The 20897-nt window shown below is 67.1% G+C and carries 18 protein-coding genes and 3 pseudogenes; 13 read left to right on the top strand and 8 right to left on the bottom strand.

Translation table 11 applies throughout. The annotated features are described in order from the left end of the window. Positions 1–92 precede the first annotated feature (92 nt). Complete coding sequence (locus ACFC8N_RS40050; RefSeq protein ID WP_376294158.1) at positions 93–2828, top strand: AAA family ATPase; 2736 nt, start codon at positions 93–95, stop codon at positions 2826–2828. A gap of 104 nt (positions 2829–2932) precedes the next feature. Here ACFC8N_RS40050 and ACFC8N_RS40045 read toward each other — a convergent pair. Next, positions 2933–3762 (bottom strand): annotated as a pseudogene (locus ACFC8N_RS40045) (alpha/beta hydrolase fold domain-containing protein). A 229-nt stretch (positions 3763–3991) separates the two neighbouring features. Then, positions 3992–4651 (bottom strand): helix-turn-helix domain-containing protein, encoded by a 660-nt coding sequence (locus tag ACFC8N_RS40040; protein ID WP_376294156.1) that lies wholly within the window; start codon positions 4649–4651, stop codon positions 3992–3994. A gap of 773 nt (positions 4652–5424) precedes the next feature. Here ACFC8N_RS40040 and ACFC8N_RS40035 point away from each other — a divergent pair. Both ACFC8N_RS40035 and ACFC8N_RS40030 read left to right on the top strand, forming a co-directional pair. Further along, positions 5425–5769 (top strand): hypothetical protein, encoded by a 345-nt coding sequence (locus tag ACFC8N_RS40035; RefSeq protein WP_376294153.1) that lies wholly within the window; start codon positions 5425–5427, stop codon positions 5767–5769. A gap of 314 nt (positions 5770–6083) precedes the next feature. After that, positions 6084–7166, top strand: a complete 1083-nt coding sequence (locus tag ACFC8N_RS40030) for a hypothetical protein (RefSeq protein WP_376294152.1) — start codon at positions 6084–6086, stop codon at positions 7164–7166. 82 nt (positions 7167–7248) lie between these two features. Here the strand turns inward: ACFC8N_RS40030 and ACFC8N_RS40025 are convergent, their stop codons facing one another. The 4 genes from ACFC8N_RS40025 to ACFC8N_RS40010 all read right to left on the bottom strand — a co-directional run bounded on the left by ACFC8N_RS40025 (position 7249) and on the right by ACFC8N_RS40010 (position 8295). Then, on the bottom strand, positions 7249–7638 hold the full coding sequence (locus ACFC8N_RS40025) for a transposase (RefSeq protein WP_376294149.1): 390 nt from the start codon (positions 7636–7638) through the stop codon (positions 7249–7251). After that, positions 7620–7829, bottom strand: a complete 210-nt coding sequence (locus ACFC8N_RS40020) for a winged helix-turn-helix domain-containing protein (RefSeq protein WP_376294147.1) — start codon at positions 7827–7829, stop codon at positions 7620–7622. Before ACFC8N_RS40020 ends, ACFC8N_RS40025 begins: the two co-directional genes overlap by 19 nt. A 110-nt stretch (positions 7830–7939) precedes the next feature. Then, positions 7940–8071: a hypothetical protein gene (locus ACFC8N_RS40015; RefSeq protein ID WP_362817473.1), complete on the bottom strand. Its 132-nt coding sequence runs from the start codon at positions 8069–8071 to the stop codon at positions 7940–7942. After that, positions 8068–8295 (bottom strand): hypothetical protein, encoded by a 228-nt coding sequence (locus ACFC8N_RS40010; RefSeq protein WP_376294144.1) that lies wholly within the window; start codon positions 8293–8295, stop codon positions 8068–8070. The genes ACFC8N_RS40015 and ACFC8N_RS40010 overlap by 4 nt, the downstream gene beginning before the upstream one ends. A 227-nt stretch (positions 8296–8522) precedes the next feature. Here ACFC8N_RS40010 and ACFC8N_RS40005 point away from each other — a divergent pair. Together ACFC8N_RS40005 and ACFC8N_RS40000 are read left to right on the top strand one after the other, a co-directional pair. Next, positions 8523–9158: pseudogene (locus ACFC8N_RS40005) on the top strand (glutamine synthetase); the annotation flags it as partial. Positions 9159–9174: 16 nt separating this feature from the next. Next, positions 9175–10461 (top strand): cytochrome P450, encoded by a 1287-nt coding sequence (locus tag ACFC8N_RS40000; protein ID WP_376294141.1) that lies wholly within the window; start codon positions 9175–9177, stop codon positions 10459–10461. Positions 10462–10806: 345 nt separating this feature from the next. Here ACFC8N_RS40000 and ACFC8N_RS39995 read toward each other — a convergent pair whose 3' ends face one another. Beyond that, complete coding sequence (locus tag ACFC8N_RS39995) at positions 10807–11745, bottom strand: alpha/beta fold hydrolase (protein WP_376294138.1); 939 nt, start codon at positions 11743–11745, stop codon at positions 10807–10809. Between the two features lie 213 nt (positions 11746–11958). On the opposite strand from ACFC8N_RS39995, the gene ACFC8N_RS39990 reads away from it, so the two are divergent. The 8 genes and pseudogenes from ACFC8N_RS39990 to ACFC8N_RS39955 form a co-directional block, all read left to right on the top strand. Continuing rightward, positions 11959–12543 (top strand): TetR/AcrR family transcriptional regulator, encoded by a 585-nt coding sequence (locus ACFC8N_RS39990; protein ID WP_376294135.1) that lies wholly within the window; start codon positions 11959–11961, stop codon positions 12541–12543. A 249-nt stretch (positions 12544–12792) separates the two neighbouring features. Further along, the gene (locus ACFC8N_RS39985) at positions 12793–13767 is read left to right on the top strand and encodes a Helicase associated domain protein (RefSeq protein WP_376294133.1); all 975 of its coding nucleotides are present in this window, start codon (positions 12793–12795) and stop codon (positions 13765–13767) included. 591 nt (positions 13768–14358) lie between these two features. After that, complete coding sequence (locus tag ACFC8N_RS39980) at positions 14359–15201, top strand: alpha/beta fold hydrolase (protein ID WP_376294130.1); 843 nt, start codon at positions 14359–14361, stop codon at positions 15199–15201. 94 nt (positions 15202–15295) lie between these two features. Beyond that, positions 15296–15871, top strand: coding sequence for an FUSC family protein (locus ACFC8N_RS39975; protein WP_376294127.1), 576 nt, complete (start codon positions 15296–15298; stop codon positions 15869–15871). A gap of 526 nt (positions 15872–16397) precedes the next feature. Beyond that, positions 16398–17261: an SDR family oxidoreductase gene (locus tag ACFC8N_RS39970; protein WP_362817459.1), complete on the top strand. Its 864-nt coding sequence runs from the start codon at positions 16398–16400 to the stop codon at positions 17259–17261. Positions 17262–17422: 161 nt separating this feature from the next. Beyond that, a complete protein-coding gene (locus ACFC8N_RS39965) occupies positions 17423–19078 on the top strand; it encodes an NAD-dependent malic enzyme (RefSeq protein ID WP_376294124.1) in 1656 nt (551 codons plus the stop codon). Between the two features lie 34 nt (positions 19079–19112). After that, on the top strand, positions 19113–19283 hold the full coding sequence (locus tag ACFC8N_RS39960; RefSeq protein WP_376294121.1) for a hypothetical protein: 171 nt from the start codon (positions 19113–19115) through the stop codon (positions 19281–19283). Beyond that, a pseudogene (locus ACFC8N_RS39955) lies at positions 19280–20143 on the top strand (lyase family protein); the annotation flags it as partial. The gene ACFC8N_RS39960 and the pseudogene ACFC8N_RS39955, both read left to right, overlap by 4 nt. A 54-nt stretch (positions 20144–20197) precedes the next feature. Here ACFC8N_RS39955 and ACFC8N_RS39950 read toward each other — a convergent pair. Next, positions 20198–20893, bottom strand: coding sequence for a type 1 glutamine amidotransferase domain-containing protein (locus ACFC8N_RS39950; protein ID WP_362817454.1), 696 nt, complete (start codon positions 20891–20893; stop codon positions 20198–20200). Positions 20894–20897 lie beyond the last annotated feature (4 nt).

Raw genomic sequence — 20897 nt, 5'->3', positions numbered from 1 at the left:
AGGTGTGCCGGAGGCCCAGGCCGCCCTGGAGTGATGTCATCCGCGCCCGAGCGGCCGACGTTCTCGCGGTGGCGACTTTGGACGGAGACAGGTTGTACGGGCGTGATGGTGAACTGCGGTTCCTGTCCGACTTTCTCTCGCGATGCTTCGATGGGGCGGGTGACGCCCTGCTGCTGCGCGGCGAGGCCGGTATCGGGAAGACCGCCCTCCTCGGTGCCGTCAGGGAAGTCGCCCTCCAACGTGGCGGCCGGGCCTTGTCGGCGCTCGGCGTGCAGTCCGAAGCCTCCGTTCCCTACGCCGGGCTCCACCAGCTGCTCGCTCCGGTCCTGTCCGACCACGCTCCGTCCCTCCTGGAGCCCCAGCGGCAAGCCCTGTACGCGGCCTTCGGCATGAACGACAGCGCCGCGCCCGGGATGTTCTCCGTCGGGCTGGCCTCGCTGGAGCTGATCAGCAGCCTGGCGGACGAAGCCCCCGTCGCCCTGCTGATCGACGACGTGCAGTGGATCGACCGGGCGAGCAGCGAGGTGCTCGCCTTCGTCGCCCGACGCCTTGAAGGGGAGCGGGTCGGCCTGCTCATGGCCGTCCGTGACGGCCACGAGGGTGTGCTGAACGATGCTGGCCTTGCCGATATGCAGCTCCAGCGGCTCGATGACGGCGCGGCGGCGGCGCTCCTCCAGGCACGCACACCCGGGCTCGACCCTTCGGTGCGCCAACGGATCCTGGCCGAGGCCGCCGGCAATCCGCTGGCACTGGTCGAACTACCGACGGCGCTGCGCGGGGACGGCAGCGTCCCACCGTCGCTGCTGCCCTTGATGCCGACCACCCGCCGCCTGGAGCGGTCTTTCCTCTCGCGTGCCTCGGACCTGCCCGAGCTCACCCAGACCGTTCTGTTGGTCGCCGCCGCCGACGACGTCGGTGACCTCGCCGAGATCATCGAGACCGCGAAGGTCCTGGTCGGCGGCGACCTATCGGTCGCCGCCCTGGAGCCTGCCGTCGACGCAGGGCTGGTCGAGATCCGCAGACACGACGTGCACTTCCGCCACCCTCTGGTCCGCTCAGCCATCTACCACGCCGCCAGCCCCTCCCGTCGGCTGAGCGCACACGCGGCGCTGGCGAAGACACTGGCCGGACAGCCCGAACGCAGGGCTTGGCACCGTGCGGCCGCGACCCCCGGGGTGGACGACGACGTGGCGCTCGACCTCGAACAGGCCGCCCTCAGGGCACTGGCCCGAGGTGCCCCGCGTGCCGCGGCCGAGGCGCTGCGGCGGGCGGCACTCCGTAGTCTCCCCCAGACGCACAGGGGCCGGCTCCTGTTGCGGTCCGCGGAGATCAACTTCGAACTCGGCGAGGCTGCCACGGCACACCAGCAGCTTGCCGAGGCACAGTCGGCGGAACTACGGACCGAGGAGAGGCTGCGCCTGATCCTGTGGAGCGAGGTGCTGAACCACGAGAGCTGGCTCAGTACCGAGCGGGTGAGGGCGTTCGCCGACGTGGCGGACCGGCTGGCCGGTGCCGACACCGCAGGCGCCGCACTCGCGCTCAACGCGCTGTGGCCCCTGTCCATCAGGTGCTGGCACGACAACCCGACGCAGGAGACCCGCGACCTCTTCGTCCAGGCGGCGCGGCGGCTGCAGCGGCACGACAGCGACCCGATGGCCCTGTCCGTCGCCGCCTTGGGCGACCCCGTCGGTGAAGCGGCCCGGATCATCGACACGACCGCCCGGATCGCTCCGGGGGTCGTGGACGATCCGGTCGAACAGCATGCCCTGGGCTCCTCGCTCACCGGGATCTGGGCGCTCGACCTGTCCTGGCCCTACCATGGTGCCGCCGTCGACGGCCTGCGCCGGCAGGGACGCCTGGGACTGCTCGGCGAAGCCCTGGTGTGTCAGGCGTGGGCTGCGCTCCACCTCGGCAAGCACCGGGTGGCGCACACTACGGCGGACGAGTCCCGGCGGCTCTCCCGCGACACCGGCCGACCCCTGTGGGCGTGCGCCGCCGACCTGGTCCTGGCCACCCTGGCGAGCGAACGCGGGGAGTCCGACACCGCGGACCAGCTCATCCGGACGGCCGAGGCGGAACTACTCTCCGCCGGAGCGCACTCGATGCTCGGTTTCGCCCAGTTCGCCAAGGGGCGCCACGCCATGGTCAACAAGCAGTACAACGACGCCTACGAGCAGTTGACGCGGGTGCTGGATCCGGCCGACATCACCTACCACCCGGTCCTGGGCTTCTTTGGCACCGCGGACCTCATCGAGGCCGCGGTCCGCACCGACCGCACCGACGAGGCGGCGCACCATCACGCCCGCCTCAGTGCGCTGGCCGAGAAGACGACCGCCACGCTCTTGAAGGTCATGGCCACCTGCACCCAACCCCTGGTCGTCGCCCCTGACCAGGCGGAGGCTTGCTACCTGCGGGCCCTCGACGACAGGCTGCTGGTCAACTGGCCTTTCCACCGCGCACAGTTGCAGCTGTCCTACGGGCGGTGGCTGCGCCGCCAGCGCCGCATCCTGGAGGCCCGCCGGCCCCTGCGAGCGGCCGTGGAGAGCTTCGACGCGCTGGGCGCCACCGTGTTCGCCCAGGACGCGCGGTCCGAACTGCGCGCGGCGGGCGAAGCCGTCCGCAGGGCCACCCCGTCCACAGCGGACAGCCTCACCCCGCAGGAACTGCAGATCGCCAGGATGGCGGCGACCGGTATAACCAACCGCGAGATCGGGACCCGCCTGTTCATCTCCCACCGCACGGTGGGCCAGCATCTTCGCCGCATCTTCCAGAAGCTCGACGTCACCTCCCGCGGCCAGCTGCACCTGGCCGACCTCGAAGGCGAATAGCCCTCCCCTCCCCGTCTGCCGGGACCCCGGGTGCGCCTCTCGACCACGCGCCGACAACGCTGCGGGACTCGTCACCCATCCTCGCGGGCGCGCACCGGCGACCGTCAGATGCTGCAAAGAGCGGCGCGCAGGGTGTCGGCGGACAGCGTGTTGGCCGCCTCGGCCGCGCAGGTCCCACGCAGGGCGTCGACACCACGGGGTCGTTGATGGCGCCCGAGAATCGTACGGAGACGACCGGGACACCGGCCGCGCGGAGGTTGCCCGCGTAGGCCTCGCCCTCGTCACGCAGGACATCGGCCTCGGCGGTGATGATCAGGGCCGCAGGCAGCCCGGTGAGTTGCTCGGTGGAGGCCCGCAGCGGAGAGACGGTGATCCGGGCGCGCCCGGCCTCATCGATTGTGTACTGGTCCCACAACCACCGCATGCCGTCGCGGCGAAGGAAGTAGCCGGTGGCGAATCGGTGGTAGGAGTCGGTGTCGAAGGCAGCGTCGGTCACCGGGGAGAACAGCAGCTGGTACACCAGCGGCACATCACCGCGCTCGTTGGCCATTAATGTCAGCGAGAGGGCGTACTCGGGGAACACCACGGCCGCCTCGACACCGACGGCCAGTTCGCGGAACAGAAGGTCGTGCGTCCGGCCACCGCCGAACACCCGTCCCGCACCATGCAGGCAGAGGATCACGGGAAGGGCGCCCTCGGCGCGGGTGGGCTTCACGATTCGCACACGGACACTGCCGGTCGGACCGCCCGGCAGGGTGATCCACTCCTCCTCGATCACGGCCTTCGCGACCCCGCAGCCCTGCATCTCCTCGACGGCCCTGCGTCCTTCCGCCAGAGGCAGCTCGAACGGGTAGGGGGGATGGGCGGTGGCTTCCGCTAAGGCCGCTGCCGCCGTTTCGAGTACCGGCTGGATGGGCTCGACGGCACCAGGCATGTGGGTTCTCCTACGTGAGATGTCGGTGGCTCCGGTATCGCGGCGCCGGACCCTCAGGAAGGGCGTCCGGGAGCACTTTTTGCCACGCTATGCCGCCGGGCGCGGGGTACCGTGCCAGGAGTGCACACCACTCCTCCCGCAGCGCACACTCGCTTGCGAGGCCATGCAAAGAGGGTCGAGAGTGCGGGAATTCGACACCTCTCCGTGCGCCCGTCGCGGCCGCTCACGATCACGACAGGTCCTGCCATTCGCTGGGACTCATACCGTATTCGTCCCGGAAAACGCGGCTGAAGTGCGACGCGCTGGTAAAGCCCCAACGGTTTGCCACTGCCGACACGGTGATCCTTCGGTTCGCTGTTCGGGCCAGGTCGCGCCTGCAGGATTCCAACCGGCGCTGCCGCAACCACTGACTCACCGTGGTGCCGTCGTACTGGAAAATCCTGTGCAGGTAGCGGACCGATATGTGGTTGGCGCGGGCGATCGATTGAGGTGAGAGGTCCGGATCCGCCAGGTGAGTCTGGATGTAGTTCTGGACCCGCGCGAGCATCTCGCTACGGCTAGCTGTTGTACCGGATAGGTCTTCTCGCTCCGTCGGGAGAAGTTCCATGACAAGCAGGACGAGCAGGTCCACGGCTGTGCGGGTGAGCTGGTGGAGGACCTGCGGCCTGTGGCACTGCGCCCCGGTGACCAGCCCGGCCAGAAAGCCCGACACCAGAGCACCCAGACCGTCACCGCCACTCGATATCATCCCCGCGAGGCGATCCCGATCCGCTTCCGACAGCTCCAGACAGCGGTGGGGCAGACGGAAGACAGTCACCTGGCCGTCATCGGCGAACCGCGGGGAGCGAGGCCGGCCTGGATCACAGAAAACGAGGTCACCGGCCTTCAAAAGGATCTAGTCCCCATCTCGGGTGATCAGCACCGAATCGGCGACAGTCAGTGCCAGATGGACGAATTCCTCATTCCCCAGAGACAGCGGGGAGACGACCTGGATCTGCCAGGAAATCGTGGTCATGCGAGTTTCTCCGGTTGGCTCGAATCGCGGCCGGGAAGGCAGCGGGACCCGCACACCTTGGTGCGGCCGAGGTCCGCCCCCACTTCGGCGGCCCTGTCGAGAATCGGTGTGACGGTGGGCAAAGCCTGCAGCCATTCCCAGGATCAGGACACGCCGCACAGGCGGCCTCATGTCCTTCACTGTGGCAGGAGCCTGGCGCACAGGCATGCGTCACATGACCGTCGATACGACTACGCACCTGGCCGTCCAACGTGCGGGGCTGCCGGCCACAACGCCCTCTGCGGCCCAGGGAGGGGCATGCAGCACGCAGGCCTCCCAGCTGCACATTCGGGACCGGCTGCCGGGCGTCGACGGTAACTCGGCCCAGGTGCGGTCCGTCGCGATGGGCGAGTACGGCGGCCTGCACCACCTCAGCGTGGGCCTGGCCACCGATCCTGCTGGCGGACACCTCCTGAGCAGGGGGAGACCATGACGACCGCCGATCAGCAACCACAGCCCCGTCCGGCAACGACGGCCAGGACCACGTCCTCAAGCAAGCAATCGAGGCCGCCTACCGCGGCACGCAAGCCCCAACACAGACCTCGCCTGCCGGGCCACAAGCCCCCGGCACTGGGACCGAGGACCCGCGCGGGGCCCACGGCCTCCTGTTGCTGAAGGCCGCCGACGTCGCCTCCGCCGAACTCGTCGTGCACCGCGACACCTGGGAGTGGCTAGCCGCGCTCGCCGTCGACCACGGACACTTTCGCACTCCGCCCGCAGTGGAAGACATCAAGGAAGGCCGCATCCAGACCGTCCTGTGCGGACGCTCCCTCATCGCCCTGCTGATCGAGCTATGGAACACCCGCTCCGCCGCCACCCCGCTGGAAGGCGACTGGGCCCTGGCGACGACCTCCTACAACCGCATCAAGGCCGAGCTCGATGACGTCACCGGCCAGGGCGAAACCATCCGTATCGTCCTGGACGACGGCATGGCCCACAGCACCGGCGACTGACAGCGGACAGGAAGAACACGCAAAGGCGACCGGTCGTTCTCCGGGCTGCCCCCAATCAGCCCCGCCGTACGACGGGGCTGATTGGTCTGTACGCCCCGCCCCGCCGCCTCATGCCTCGGGACTGGTGCCGTTGGCTGTCGGCGCAGGGCCAGCCCCGCTGGCCAAGCACCACCGCATCTGCGCCGCCGCATTGCGGTCGCGGGGCCACGACAGGATCCGTCGGGCGCACGGCCGTTCGGGTCTTCACAGATCCTCTAGGATCCCCGTCTGTCTCCTACACATCAGAGGGTTCCTTGAAGCCATACCTTCGGTGGATGGCGCGGCTCTGCCTCGCCGCCGCGATCAGCCTCACTCCCCTGGCAGCACCCGCTGCTGCACAGGCAGCGGCCGCCGCCTCGGTCGGTGCTGCCTCCCCAGCCCACCCGGCGGCCATGGCCGGCAAGGGCGGGCTCAACCTGCTTGTGCAGGGCGCCAACTGGGAGGTCCTGCAGACCGCCCGATACGCCAACGGCAAGTGGGCCCCGACCAAGCAGCTGTTCAAGAGCTGGTCCTTCTACGACTTCACCGACGTGGTACAAAAAGGCCGACTGCGTCTGTTCATCGAGCAGCCCACCGGCCGGGACGTCACGTTGGAGGAGACCACCCAGAACCCGGACGGCAGTTGGCCTGCCCCCACCCCGATGCACGGCCTGGCACCGGTGCCGGTGACCTCCAAGCCGACGCGGAACTACCTCGCGGCAGCCGTCGTAGGAACCCACGTGCACCTGGTGTACATCGACACCAACGGCCGCCTGATGCACACCATGGAGCAGGCCAACGGCACCTGGACCGCTCCCGACCAGGTGGCGCCGGGCGGCGCCTACCGCAACGACTGGTTCGAGAGCCTGTCGGCCGCATCGGTCGGCGGAGGGCTGCAGGTGGCCGCGGTGGACCAGATCCACCGCACCGTTCTGCACACCGCGCTCGGCGCGAACGGCAGGTGGACGCCGTGGAGCAACGTGCTGTCCTGGACCGGTACTCCCCGCCACTGGGGCATGCCGATCCGGGTGGCCATGGCCGGATTCGGCAGCAGCCTGCAGATGGTCGTGCTGACCAACGGGCAGGTCGCGCAGTACCACACCATCCGCAGCCCGAACGGGCACTGGAACACCTGGGACGACATCAATGCGCGGGTGGACTTCAACCACGCTGGTTTCATCGGCACCGTGCTGAACGAGGTCACCGCCGTCAACGTGGCAGGAAACCTCCAGCTCGTTTTCGCCTCCGGCGATGACCGCGGCACGCTCTTCCACACCATGCGCTACACCAACGGCGCCTGGACCCGGGCAACGCTGGTCCAGCACTACACGCACATGTCCGCCTGGCGGCCCGCCGGAGTGGCTGGATCATCCGGCTGAACCGCGGCCGGGGCACAAGCGTGGAGGCCCGGCTCGCCGCTACGGGGGAAGCGACGGGCCGGACAACCCCACAATGACACGCCTACTGATCTCTTCGGATTGTTGTCGGCTGGTGGGTGAGTTTGAGTCCGGTGCCGGCCAGGCAGCCGTCGATCAGGTCGGGGCGGAGCTGGATGTGGGCGCGGACGACCAGGTCGCGGTAGTCGCTCCAGGCGAAGGTGTCGCGTCCTTTGCCCTTGTGCTTGCGGTGACGGCGCGGCCGATAGATCAGACGGGAGGCCTCGCCCGGCCGGTAGCAGCACATCACGGCGATCGACCAGCGGCGCCAGGACCGGCCCCGTACCCGCACCACCGGCCTGTGCCCACGCCGGCCCCAGGTGCGGGCCCGTGGCGGCGTCATCGAGAACCCGGCCTCGTCCTCGAAGACGACGTACGCGCCCAGCGCCGCCGCAGTCATTCCGCCTGCGGCCACACATCCTTCTTCCACAGGCCCACCGCCTGCTCGTCGCGCTCCAGAGCCCGGCGGGCCGGACACTGCCACGACCAGCCGTGCCGGTGCAGCAGCCACCACACCGCCGCCGACGAGCAATCCAATGAGAACTTCCAGGCGATCAACGCTCTGATCCGGGCCAGGGTCCAACGCTGGTCCTCCCACCAATGCACAGCCGGTCCCAGCGCCAGTTCCTCTGTTGTGCTCCGTGTCGTGTGTCAGTCCGCCCAGGTCACGGATGCCGAGTCCTGGTCCTGGTCGGGATTGGGGATGCCGCCGGCGGTCACCGGGCGGCTGAGTGCCGGATGGCGGTGATCGGGACGGCGCGAGGTTCGTCAGGTGGTGCCCAGACCACCGGATGCGTGGTGCCATCCTCGGCTTCGTGGGTCTCGATCTCGTACGCCGTGGTGGTCATGCGCTCACCCTCACGACGGCGTCGGCCAGGAGCGTGGCAATGTCGGCGCCGTGCGGGTCGATGTAGCTCGCGTGGTCGCCGAGGTCGAACGGCGCGGCTTTCGCGGTGACCGTGCAGTCGCCGGGGATAACGGTGGTCGCCCTGCCCGCCAGTTCGGTGGTGAGGCGGTCGGCGTCGCGGGAGGCGAGCCAGGTCTGGGGGTAGGGGCCGAGGCGGAGCAGCATGGAGACGGTGCCGTCGCTGCGGCGGGCGTCGACATGGACGCCATAGTGGGCGGGGGGCCATGCCGACGTCGTCGGGGAGGGGTAGGCCCGTCGCAGCGTGGGTGAGCATTGCGTAGGCCGGCTGCCGGATGCCGAAGATGGCGGTCGTCTCGCAACGCAGCCAGCCCTCGATGGTGTTGATGGGCTTCGTGCCGCCGAAGCAGGCCGCGGCACGCGGGGTGTGGGTCGTCGCCAGGGGCGTGGCCAAACCGTTCAACGACGCCGGCGGCTCCGGTTTCCACCTGCACCTGTCCTGCGACGACAGCGACGGCCGCAACGCCTTCGATAACCCCTCCGGGGCGTACGGCCTGTCCGCCACCGCCCGCCACGCCGTGGCCGGTGTCCTCGCCCATGCCCCGGCGCTCGCGGCGCTGCTCAACCCGACGGTGAACTCGTACAAGCGCTTCGGCCCGGACACCCTCGCCCCCTGGCTGATCGACTGGGGGCTGGACAACCGCAGCGCCATGGTCCGCATCCCGCCGGAGCGCGGCAGCGGCGCCCGCCTGGAGCTGCGGCTGGGCGACGCCAGTGCCAACCCGTACCTCGCGATCGCCGGCACCGTCGCCGCCGCTCTGCTGGGCGTCCTGGCCGACGAGGAGCCCCCCGCCCCGCTGGAGGGCTACGGCTACGACACCGCCAGGTCGGCACTGCTGCCGACGACCCTGTCCGCCGCCCTGGACGCGCTGGAGGCGGACACCGCCCTGGCCGAGATCCTCGGCAAGGACTTCACCACGTCCTTCCTCACCTACAAGCGCAACGAGGTCGAGCGCTTCCAACGGTTCGTCACCGACTGGGAGTTCACCGAGTACGCCTACCACCTGTGACCCCTAGGAGCCACCGATGACCACCGAGATCACGACCGCCGCCGCGAGCGAGCCACTGCCCCTGGCAGATGTCGACCTCGTCGACCTCGACAATTTCACCGACGGCATCACCCCGTGGCGGATGTTCCACACCCTGCGCCACGAGGACCCCGTGCACTGGCAGCCGGAGGAGGCGCCCAACTCCGGTTTCTGGGCGGTCACCCGGCACGCCGACATCACCCGGGTCGACCGGGACGCGGAGACGTTCACTTCGACCCGGTTCGTCAACCTCGAAGAGGTCGACGACGACCAGATCAAGAAGCGGGCCTCCATCCTGGAGCTGGACGGCGTACGGCACCGGGCGCTGCGCAGCCTGATCCAGCGGCAGTTCGGCGCGAGCGTGATCAACAGCCACTCCGACTTCCTGCGCGGCCTGACGGCGAAGACCCTGGACGCGGCGCTCGCCAAGGGCAGCTTCGACTTCGTCGCGGACGTCTCCGCCGACTTCCCCATCAACGTGCTGGCCCGCCTGCTGGACGTGCCGCCGGAGGACAACCAGCAGCTCATCGAGTGGGGCAACCGCATCATCGGCAACACCGACCCCGACTACGCGGACGTCCTGCTGCACAGCGCGGAGAGCGAGAAGTACCGCGACCTGCCGTTCCGTTCCCCCGCCTCGCTCGAAGTCTTCCAGTACGGGCGCGAGTTGGCCCGGCAGCGGCGCGGCAAGGACGGGACCGACCTGGTGTCGAAGCTCGTCAACACCACCCCGCGCGACGGCGTCCCGCTCTCCGCGCAGGACTTCGACAACTACTTCCTGCTCCTGGTGGTGGCCGGCAACGAGACGACCCGGCACACCATCACCCACTCCATGCTGGCCCTGCTCCAGCACCCCGAGCAGCTCGCCCGCCTCCAGGAGGATCCGTCCCTGATCCCCACGGCCGTCGAGGAGTTCCTGCGCTGGGCCTCCCCCGTCTACCACTTCCGCCGTACCGCGACCCGGGACGTCGAGCTGGGCGGCAAGCGGATCAGGGAGGGTGACAAGGTCGTCATGTGGTACGCCTCCGGCAACCGAGACGAGGAGGCATTCGGCAACCCGTACGACTTCGACGTGGCCCGCGAGAACAACGACCCCGTCACCTTCGGCAAGGGCAGCCCGCACCTGTGCCTGGGCAACCTGCTCGCCCGCACCGAGATCCGGATCATGTTCGAGGAGCTGATCCCGAGGATCGCCGACCTCAGGCTGGCCGGGGACGTCCCGCGCGTCCGCTCCAATTTCGTCAACGGCATCAAGAGGCTGCCGGTGGAAGTGACGCTCGCCTGACACCTGCGGCCTCGGGCAAACTCATGACGCCCTTCACGGACGAACAGCAGCAGCTGAGCGTGCTCCCCCACCCCTGCACCCGCCTGCTCCCCAGGGCCCGGGCACACAGGCGCACGCCCCCCTCGCGACGGGAGTACTGAGCCTACGGCCCCTGCCGTGGCGCCTGCGTGAGGCCATCGACTCGGCGGCCCTCCACCGGCGTTTACGGCAGTGCGAATCTTCGACGTGGTCCTCATCCGCGTGCTGCCGTCCCCGGCGCGCGGCGAAGGAGTGTACGGCGGTCGGACTTCGTGGTCTGAGTATCGCGCGGTCTTGAGCGGCGTAGTCGGGTTGGTTCGACGGGCGTCAGTCGCCGTCAGCGATGAAGTCTGCTATCGCGGTAGCGACAGCTTCGGGCTGCTCGTCGGGGATGAAGTGTCCAGCGTCGGGCACGACGATTCGGGTGGTGTTGTCGGCCCACGGGCTGATGGAGGCGGCCATGTCCGGAACGGAGCCGTGGCTGCTGGAGATTCCGAGGACGGGCACGGTCAGGTGCCGCCGCTTGAGCGCCTCGCGGTTCTTGCGCGCTGACTCCGCGGCGTCTCGGTAGTACGCGAGGGAAGCGCGCAGGCCGCCGTCGACGGCGACGGCCGCCGCGTAGTGGTCGAGCTCGGCGTCGTGGAACGTGTCGGGAGACAGGGCCTTCGCCTTCAGGAACCAGCTGACGTACTCGCGTTCACGGCCGGCAAGCAGCGTCTCGGGCAGATCGGGCACGATGTGGAACGCGAAATGCCAGGTTTTCCAGGCTCGATCCGGGTCGGTGGGAATCGCCTCCGGGAGAGTGATACCGGGAATTCCGGCGTCGAGCAGAGCGACCCCGCGCAGGTGGCTCTCGAAGTTGAGGGCGAGGGAGAAAGCGACCCAGGCGCCGATGTCGTGGGCGGCCAGGGAGTAAGACGACACCCCGAGAGCCTTCACGGCGGTGTGGACGTGCGCGGCGACCGCGTGCGTGTCGTAGCTGCGCTGCGGACGCTCGGAGTGGCCCTGACCCGGCAGGTCGATCGCGATGACGTGGAACCGGTGGGTGAGGCCGGGCATCACCTTGCGCCAGGCCCACCAGGTTTGCGGGAATCCGGCGAGCAGGACGACGGCCGGGCCGCTCGGCCGTCCGCCTTCGACGGCATGAAGGCGGACGCCGTCCGCGTCGACCCAGCGGTGAGTGAATCCGGGCAGATGCTGCAGGGGTAGGTCGGGGACGGGGTTGCTTTCGGACACATGCGGAGTGCTGGTTGCCGGGCCGGTCACGGGGATCCTCCATCGGTGTCAGGTGCGGGTTGGGACGGTGTGGCTGACGGCGGCGACTTGGCCACGTGGTGTTGCTCGCTCGGTTGCGAAGTGCGCGCGGTGTGCGTGGCCATGACCACGCTTGAAAGCTAACACATGTTGAACTGATTAGTTCAAGATAGAATGGTACGCAACAGAGCCCGAACCATCGACGCATCGCCAAGGAAGTGCCGCGTGGCAGGCAAGAAGCAGTTCGACATGGACACGGCGCTCGACGCCGCGATGATCCAGTTCTGGCGCAACGGCTACGCCGACACTTCATTGGACGATTTGTCCCGGGCAACCGGCCTGAACCGCAGTTCCATCTACTCCTCCCTCGGCGACAAGGACACGCTCTTCCTACGCTGCCTGGATCTCTACGCCGCGCGCTATGGCGAGAAGTACGACGCCGCCCTATCGTGTGCAGCCTCGGAACCCGTTGCCGCTGTTCGTGCGTTCTTCGACGTCACCCTTGAGCGCATTGCCGATCCCGAACTGCCCGACGGATGCCTGATTGCCCAGTCAGCCATGGCAATTCCAGTGCTGAGCCCAGCCGTCGCAGCGCACGCCAAGCGGGCGCTCGGCTTCCAGCGCCTTCGCCTGCGCGCCGCACTGAAGGCCGGACGACTGACCGACCAGGACGCCGAGGCCTTCGCTGAACACGCGGCGGCTGTGAACCAGTCGCTCGCCGTCATGAGCAGGGCCGGGGCAAGCCCGGCGCAGCTCCTGGCTATCGTGGGCGTAACCGTGCACGCACTATCGCAGGCCTCGCGCGCGTAAGGAATCTGATACGGCTGCCGGACTCGCAGTCTGGACGCACCGTCATTTCATGCAACAAACCCAACCACGCTCAACACGCAACACACAGCCCCACCTCACACATGCCGACCTCCCCGCTGGAACCGATCACCCAACCTCGTAGAAAACCCACAACACCCCAGGTCAGCCACCACCCCGTACACCAACAAACCCCCCGCCAAGCGTCACCTGACCGAGTTCGCCGACCAGATCGCCACGGACGGCGCCGTCGTGGAGAGGAGCTTCCTCGGGTCGGTGAACGTGCTGGGCGAGGGCGTCGGCACCAAGAGCTGCGACTCCGTCTACTTCGCCGACGTGCGCGGTTCCAGGCCCGACCTCGTCCAGGCCGTCGGGCGCGCGCTGCGGATGCAGCCCGGCGAGGGCAAGCTCGCCTCGCTGGTCGTGCCGGTCCTGCTCGGGCCCGGGGAGAGCGCGGACAACATGCTCACCTCCCGAGCCTTCGGCGGCCTGGCCAAGCTGCTGGAAGCGCTGCGGGCGCATGACGCCCGGGTCGTGGAAGCGTTGGCCCGGCCGCAGGCCCCAAGCCGCTCCCGGGGCGTCCAGAGCCGCTCCGCGGGCCCGGGCGGTGAAGGGATTGAGGGTGAGACTGACGGCCTGACGCTGTCCGTGCCGGCGCGGGTCCTGCTGAAGCTCAGCACCCCGCGCGACCCCGCCGCGCTGGCCGCGTTCATCAACCTCCGGGTCCTCAACTCCGAACACGAGCACTGGCGGCGCGGCGTGGAAGCCGCCGTCATCTACAGCCGGCTCCACGGCGACCTGAAGGTGCCTTTCACCTACCGCGTGCCCGACCCCGGCGGCCAGGAGCACGACGGTAAGGCGCAGAGCGAGGGATGGCCGGCCTCACTCACCAGGTTCCCGCTCGGGCAGTGGATCGCCGACGCCCGCCGCTTCTACACCCGCGGCAACACGGACACCGACCGCGTCGAGCAGCTGGACAAGCTCGGCATGGTCTGGTCGCACTACGACGTCGCGTGGGAGGAAGGACTCGCCGCCCCACGCGGCTGGGCCAAGGAGAACGGACACCTCCTGGCACCACTGGACGCCACCCACCAGGGGTACAGGGTGGGGATCTGGCTGAAGAACCAGCGGGCCGCCGCCCGGAAAGCTGCCGAGATCGAGCAACGGCGTGCCCAGGGCCTGCCGGCGGGGCCCCGCGGCCGGAGCGATGCCGGAAGGGCGGCGTGAGCAGCTGGAGGAGATCGACCCGTCGCGGTGTCCGGCCTGGCCGTGGAATGGCAGCGCGCCTTCCACCTCGCCCGCCGGCACCTGGAAGCCGGCGGCGAACTGCCAATGGAGCCCGGGCAGCCGCGCTGCAGGCCAGCCCGCCCCCATCCACATCTCTCACGCACCACGGAATACCGGCAACACGACACCCACATCAGGATGTTCAGCAGAGATCACCTTAACGAACCGAGATCAGTAATACCCTCTGATCCCTCGCCACGTCGCGCCATCGGTAGGCGTACCTTCCAGCTCGGCGAGAACCGCGCGGTCCAATCCAGCGGCGGCCTGTCAAGCGGCCACCACACCCGTTGCCGATCAGCGAGCACGGCATCAGATGCGCGACAAGCAGAAACGCGCGAAGATAGTGATCCGCGGTATACGGCAGAACGCGGGCCGTCACGACTTCCAGCGTCGGACGCCCCCTCCCCATTCGCGTCGCCGACCGCACACGGGAATCGCGGCGGCGATGGCTCGACCCTTCCGCACGATCCTCCCAGTTCTCACTCGACGAATAGGCCAGCTTCACCTTGTACGTCGAAGGAGTGGAAGCACATGACCGTCTCCGGAATCCTGATATCAGGCAAGGGTCGCCTCGCCCTTGGAGTCGCGGTCCTCTCCGCCCTGACCGTGATACCGACCCACGCAGCCGACGATCCCGGCGCGACCCCTGCAAGCCAGAAGCCAACCGTGGTGCTCGTACACGGAGCATTCGCCGACGGGTCCAGCTGGAACGGGGTGGTGCAGCGCCTGCAACAGGACGGCTACCAGGTCGTCGCCCCACCCAACACGCTCCGCGGTATACCCCAGGACTCGACATACCTGAACAGCCTCCTGAAGACCGTCAAGGGGCCGATCGTCCTCGTCGGACACTCCTACGCCGGCGAAGTGATCTCACAGGCTGCCGCCGGCATCGACAACGTCAAGGCACTCGTGTATATCAACGCGATCATGCCGGACAAGGGAGAGTCCTTCGCCAGCCTCTCCGGCAAGTACCCGGCAGCCCCACTCACCAAGGCACTGCAGAAGGTCCCATTCCGCAACGGCGACGGCACCACGGGCACCGACGTCTACATCCAGCCCGCCAAACTCCACGCCACCTTCGCCCAGGACCTCTCCCAGCAGCAGGCTTCCGTCATGGCATCCACACAACGCCCGATCGCACTCTCGGCCTTCACAGACAAGCTCACCGAAGCAGCGTGGCGCGACAAGCCTGTCTACGTACTCGTCGGCAATCAGGACCGGGCCATAAACCCCAGCCTCGAACGCTACGAGGCCAAACGCGCACACGCACGCAAAACAGTCGAGATCAATTCCTCGCATGTCTCCCTGATCTCCCACCCCCAAGCCGTCACCGATCTCATCCTCGACGCCGCCAACGACACCAGCCACCACTAAACGAACACGCATGAGTGTGTCGGCACAAGGTCCCACCACGCTGTGCATCCCACCGGGCCCGGTGGGATGCACATCCTGAAACGGGGGTCGCAGAATGGTGGTGACAGCGAGTTCATCAAAGAGAGGGACCGGGAAGCTGCTGAGGTACTCGATCGAGGTCGGTCTGGCCAGCCTGCTGAGTTACTGGGCGGCCACGAGAATTTGGTCTGGCACTCATCAGCCGTACGAGGAAGGGCAACTCGGCGGCATGTGGGCTGCAATTTCTACCATTTTCGTGATTCGGGAATGCAAAAGGAAGAGTGCAACAGCAGCGATCGCTCGCATGTCGGCAACGCTCATCAGCTTTGCACTCTGCCTGGTTTACCTCGCCTTCTTACCTTTCCAAGCGTGGGGCCTCGCTCTGCTCGTGGGCTTGAGCGTGCTGGCGCCCGGTCTACTCGGACGCCCCGGCGACGAGGCGACCGCAGCCATCACCACCACTGTCGTCATGGTCGTCGCAGGACTGAACCCGCACGGCGCCTGGAAACAGCCGCTGCTACGTTTGGCGGACACCGCCATCGGGGTAGCCGCAGGCATGGTCACGCTGGTCATCGTGGCTCAGATCGGCAAGTGGACAGGCAGGGGCCGCAGCCCTCATCCGGATCGATCAGCCACGAGCCAGGCCGACTGACTCCTCATGCTGCAGCGGGCTCCAGCAGCGCCCATTGCTCATCGGTCAGATCCGACAGATACCGGCCGACACTGATAAGCAGACGACGACCACTCTGCACCAGGGCAACGCCCAGGACGGACGGTTCACTCGAACGGTTCCGGGACGGCCAGCGATTCCCCTGACAGATGACCGGCGCCAGCGCTGACCATTCGATCACTGAGGCTGGTTTCCCGCTGTGACTGCGAGCCTGGCACCCGCTTCCTCAAAGCCTCTGAAGGCTTCGCCACCGTGGCGGTCAGGCAATTACCCGAGTCCAGCCGGGCCGTGGTCGGATCGCGGGTCGACGAAATGTGTGGCAGCGTGGCATCGAGAGCGGACCGCAGTCTCCATGCGGTCCCGAGTTCCGCGGTCAGGTCTGCCGCCGTGAAGGGAACGTATTTCCGCGAAGCCAGTGTGTCGCGTCCCATGGCTGACTATGCGTGAAATAAATACGGCCTTCCGGATGTGATGGTTGGGCAGAAAGAATATCGAAGGGAAGGTCCACATGGCGAATCGTGCGCTGAAAAAGGTTCTCATCACCGGAGCAGGTACCGGCTTCGGACATGAAGCCGCCATGCGCTTGGCGAAAAAGGGCTTCGATGTGATCGCCGCGGTGGAGATCTACGCCCAGGTCCAGACGATGAAGCGGCAAGCGGCTGAGCGAGGGGTGAGCCTGCACGTCGAGAAGCTCGATGTCACCAACGATGGTGATCGCCACAAGGCTCTCGACTGGGGTGTGGAGATCCTGGTGAACAACGCGGGAGTCGGCGAAGGCGGTTCGACAGTTGACATTCCCGCAGCGAACATCCGGCACCAGTTCGAGGTCAACGTCACCGGCCCGTTGCTCCTCACTCAAGGGATCGCCAAGCAGATGGTCAAGCGCGGTTCCGGCAGGATCGTATGGGTCTCGTCGCGAGAGGGCCTGAACGTCAACCCCTTCACCGGCATCTACTCCGCGTCCAAGCACGCAGTCGAGGCGATCGCCGAAACCATGGCCTACGAGCTGCAGGAGCACAACATCGAAGTCGCCACGGTCAACCCGGGGCCGTTCCTGACCGGCTTCAACGACCGGATGTTCCAGACCTGGGAGAGCTGGGAGGACGACCCCTCGCAGCGGCTCTTTGACTACTCCAAGCTCGCCTTCCCCCGAGCACAGTTCGATCCCGAAGCGGTCTTCGCAACGCTGACCGCTGTCGCTGCCGGAGAAGTCGACAATTTCCGCAACCTGGAGCCCACGTCGATGATCGAGGAGACCAAGCACCTCCAGCAGGTTCCCTGGGAGCGCAAGGTCACGGACGGCCTCGGGACCCGGCACCAGGCCATCCAGCATTCCTACGAGATGCAGCCGGAGACTCTCGTCTCAACCTGATCCCCTTCCGGGTGGCCGCGAGCGTCTTCTCAGAGGCTCTCTCACCCAGCAAGAGGCGCTGCACGTACGGGCGAAGACAGTAGCGGGCTCCCTGTACCCAAGGGAGCCATGCCCGGGGCAGCGCAAAGAGCCAAGGCCCGAAACCTGCCGAAGGGGCATCCATGTCTGTCAAACCGACTGTCCTGCAGGATCGCAACCGAAACCGCGGCACCGCATACACACTGGAGGAGCGGGCGAAGCTCGGGATCACCGGGCGGCTGCCGGCGGCCGTCGAGACCCTCGATGTACAGGCCAACCGGGCTTACGCACAGCTCAAGCAGAAATCGTCCGATCTGCAGAAGTACATCTACCTCAACGAGATCCACGACCGGAACCAGGTTCTGTACTTCAAGCTGCTGGCCGACCACCTCGACGAGCTGCTGCCCGTGGTGTACGACCCGACCGTGGGTGACGCGATCCAGCAATGGTCCGTGGACTACCGCGACTCGCGCGCGGTATACCTGTCAATCGACCGTCCCGAGGACGTGAAAGCATCATTCGAGTCGCTCGGCCTTGGCGCAGACGACGTCGATCTGATCGTTGTCTCCGATGCGCAGGAAATTCTGGGAATCGGGGACTGGGGTGTCAACGGGACCGATATTTCCATCGGCAAGCTCGCCGTTTACACGGCCGCAGCGGGCATCGACCCGAACCGGGTCATCGCCGTGAACCTCGATGTCGGGACAGACAACGAGCAACTGCTCAACAGCCCGCCCTACTTGGGCAACCGGCATGCGCGGGTCACCGGTAAACGGTATGACGACTTCATCGCCCTCTATCTCCAGACCGTGTCCGAGTTGTTCCCGAATGCCCTGCTGCACTTCGAGGACTTCGGGCCGTCGAACGCCCGGCGGATCCTGGTGGAGAACGCGAACAAGTACCGGATCTTCAATGACGACATGCAGGGCACTGGGGCGATCGTCATGGCGTCGGTGTTCTCTGCCCTGAAGGTCACAGGTGGACGCTGGTCCGAGCAACGACTGGTGGTCTTCGGAGCGGGAACCGCCGGCACCGGCATGGCCGACCAGATCCATGCAGCGATGCTGCGTGACGGTGCCACACCCGCACAGGCCAAGAGCAACATCTGGCTCATCGACATCCATGGCCTCGTGACCGACGACATGGCAGACCTGCCGGACTACCAGCGGGCGTACGCCAGGCCGAAGTCCGAGGTGAGCGCGTGGGCAGACGGTGAGATCGACCTGCTGACCACCATCAAGCATGTCAAACCCACCATCCTGATCGGCACGTCGACCGTCCATGACGCCTTCACTGAAGACGTCGTGCGCGCCCTGGCCGAGGGAGTGGACCGCCCGATCCTCCTGCCGCTGTCAAATCCGACGAGTCGCATCGAGGTCATGCCTTCTGACGCGATCGTCTGGTCCGAGGGCAGAGCACTGATGGCGGTCGGCATCCCGGTCGGACCGGTGGACTACAAAGGCGTCTCCTACGAGATCGGACAGGCCAACAACGCACTCCTTTATCCCGGACTCGGCCTCGGCACGATCATTTCGGGCGCCCGTCATGTGACCGACGGGATGCTGCTCGCCGCTGCCGAAGCGGTGGCCGGCCAGGTCGATGTGTCCCGGCCGGGGGCGTCACTCCTGCCGCCGGTCGCGAACCTGAGAGCGTCCTCGGCCACAGTCGCCGTCGCCGTCGCCCGCGCCGCGGCAAAAGATCGAGTCGCGACGAAGACGCATGAAAACCTCATTCAAGCGGTCCAGGACGCGATGTGGCAGCCGGTCTATCCCACGAGCGATGCGGCGCACGTGCAGTGAGCCACGGCGACCAGTCGGCCCCGACATGCAGGATGTGCCGATCGGCATCCCACCCGATGGACAACGCGAAGACTTTGACAGCATGGGCACCGTCGAGGTGCCGGCAGATCGCTACTGGGGTGCGCAGACGCAACGGCCACTGATCCACTTCTGCATCGGTGGCGACCAGATGCCCAGGGAGGTCTACCACGCCTACGGTACGTGAAGAAGGCGGCAGCGCTTGTGAACGCCGCCGCCAACCGGCTGCCCGAATGGAAGAAACAGGCAATTGCGCGGGCCGCGGAGGAAGTCATCGCGGGAGAGCTCGACGAGCACTTTCCCCTCTTCGTCTGGCAGACGGGCTCGGGCATTCAAAGCAACATGAACGTCAACGAAGTCATCTCCAACCGTGCCTCGCAGTTGCTCGGTGGCAGGCTCGGGAGCCAGAAGCCGGTGGACCCGAACGACGACGTCAACATGGGTCAGCCCAGCAACGACAGCTTCCTGTCCGCGATGCACATCGCTGCGGTGCAGGAAATCGATGACCACCGCCTGCCTCAGGCCCGAGGCCTTGCGGCGGTCCTTGAGGCAAAGGCCAGAGAGTGGAACTCGGTCGTGAAGATCGGCCGCACGCACCTCGAAGACGCCGTACCGCTTACCGTGGGACAGGAGTGGTCAGGTTATGCCGCCCAACTAGGCGCCTGCGTCGAGGAGATCGAGCACAGCCGCAACGGGCTGCTCAAGCTGGCCCTGGGCGGAACCGCCGTCGGAACAGGCCTGAACGCGCCGAAGAACTTCAGCCGTGACGTCGAGGCGCAGATCGCTGACGGAAGCCAGGGCAACTTCGAGCTGAACGCGATGCGCCCAGTGATCATCTGGAACTTCCTGCACTCCGCGCGCATCCTTGCCGACGGGATGGAGAAGTTCCGGACATTCTCCGTCGACGGCACCGAACTGAACCGAACAAAAATCGCCCAATACGTAAACGAGAGCCTCATGCTGGTCACGGCGCTGAGTCCCGTGATCGGCTACCAGAACGCCGCGCACATCCCCGAGTCCGCGCTCGCCAACAACCAGACCCTCAAAGAGGCCGCGGTGCATGACCCTCGGCCGCGGACAAGTGCAGCCGCAGAACACTGGTCAGGAGAGAGCTTTGACCAGCTCCTTGGCGAGGGGACCCGAGGAAGCCGGGTTCTGCCCGGTGAAGAGGTTGCGGTCCACGACCATGTAGGGCTCCCAGGCGGGGCCCCGCGAATACTGTGTGGGCAGATTCTTCAATTCGTCCTCCAGCAGCCACTTGGCCTTGTCGGCGAAACCGACGCCCTCCTCCTCTTCGTTGCAGAAGCCCGTCACACGGTAGTTCGCGAACGGCGTGTCACCGTGTGCGTCACGGGTCGCGAGGAGAGCGGCCGGAGCATGACAGACGATGCCGAGTGGATTTCCGGAATCGAGTGCCTTTCGCAGCAGTGACGCGGACTCGGGGTCGACCGAGAGGTCTTCCATCGGGCCGTGACCGCCGGGGTAGTAGACCGCATCGTAGTCCTCCAGACGCACCTCCTCGAGGGAGATGGGATGCCGCAGTTCATCCGCTGACTCGATGACGGCCTCCTCCCGGAGGGCGTTCTCCTCGCCGCCCGCCATGCGGGGTTCCAGGCTCATTGTGTCAACGACGGGGACGACCCCGCCCGGGGTTGCCACGGTGACCTCGTGTCCGGCGTCGGTGAACACGCTGTACGGAGCCGTGAACTCCTCGGCCCAGTACCCGGTGGGGTGCCGGTGCCCGTCCTTCAGTGTCCAGTAGCTCGCGCCGGTCAGCACGCAAAGGATCTTGGCCATTGGA

Source organism: Streptomyces sp. NPDC055966 (assembly GCF_042269865.1).
In the GTDB taxonomy this organism is placed as follows: domain Bacteria; phylum Actinomycetota; class Actinomycetes; order Streptomycetales; family Streptomycetaceae; genus Streptomyces.
This window is presented reverse-complemented; position numbering and strand designations above follow the sequence as displayed.

Excerpts from the sequence above, each read along its gene's own strand:
- ACFC8N_RS40030 (WP_376294152.1), top strand. The coding sequence starts at position 6,084 with ATGGCGCGGCTCTGCCTCGCCGCCGCGATCAGCCTCACTCCCCTGGCA.
- ACFC8N_RS40015 (WP_362817473.1), bottom strand. The coding sequence starts at position 8,071 with ATGACCACCACGGCGTACGAGATCGAGACCCACGAAGCCGAGGATGGC.
- ACFC8N_RS40010 (WP_376294144.1), bottom strand. The coding sequence starts at position 8,295 with ATGCTGCTCCGCCTCGGCCCCTACCCCCAGACCTGGCTCGCCTCCCGC.
- ACFC8N_RS40000 (WP_376294141.1), top strand. The coding sequence starts at position 9,175 with ATGACCACCGAGATCACGACCGCCGCCGCGAGCGAGCCACTGCCCCTG.
- ACFC8N_RS39980 (WP_376294130.1), top strand. The coding sequence starts at position 14,359 with ATGACCGTCTCCGGAATCCTGATATCAGGCAAGGGTCGCCTCGCCCTT.
- ACFC8N_RS39975 (WP_376294127.1), top strand. The coding sequence starts at position 15,296 with ATGGTGGTGACAGCGAGTTCATCAAAGAGAGGGACCGGGAAGCTGCTG.
- ACFC8N_RS39970 (WP_362817459.1), top strand. The coding sequence starts at position 16,398 with ATGGCGAATCGTGCGCTGAAAAAGGTTCTCATCACCGGAGCAGGTACC.
- ACFC8N_RS39965 (WP_376294124.1), top strand. The coding sequence starts at position 17,423 with ATGTCTGTCAAACCGACTGTCCTGCAGGATCGCAACCGAAACCGCGGC.
- ACFC8N_RS39950 (WP_362817454.1), bottom strand. The coding sequence starts at position 20,893 with ATGGCCAAGATCCTTTGCGTGCTGACCGGCGCGAGCTACTGGACACTG.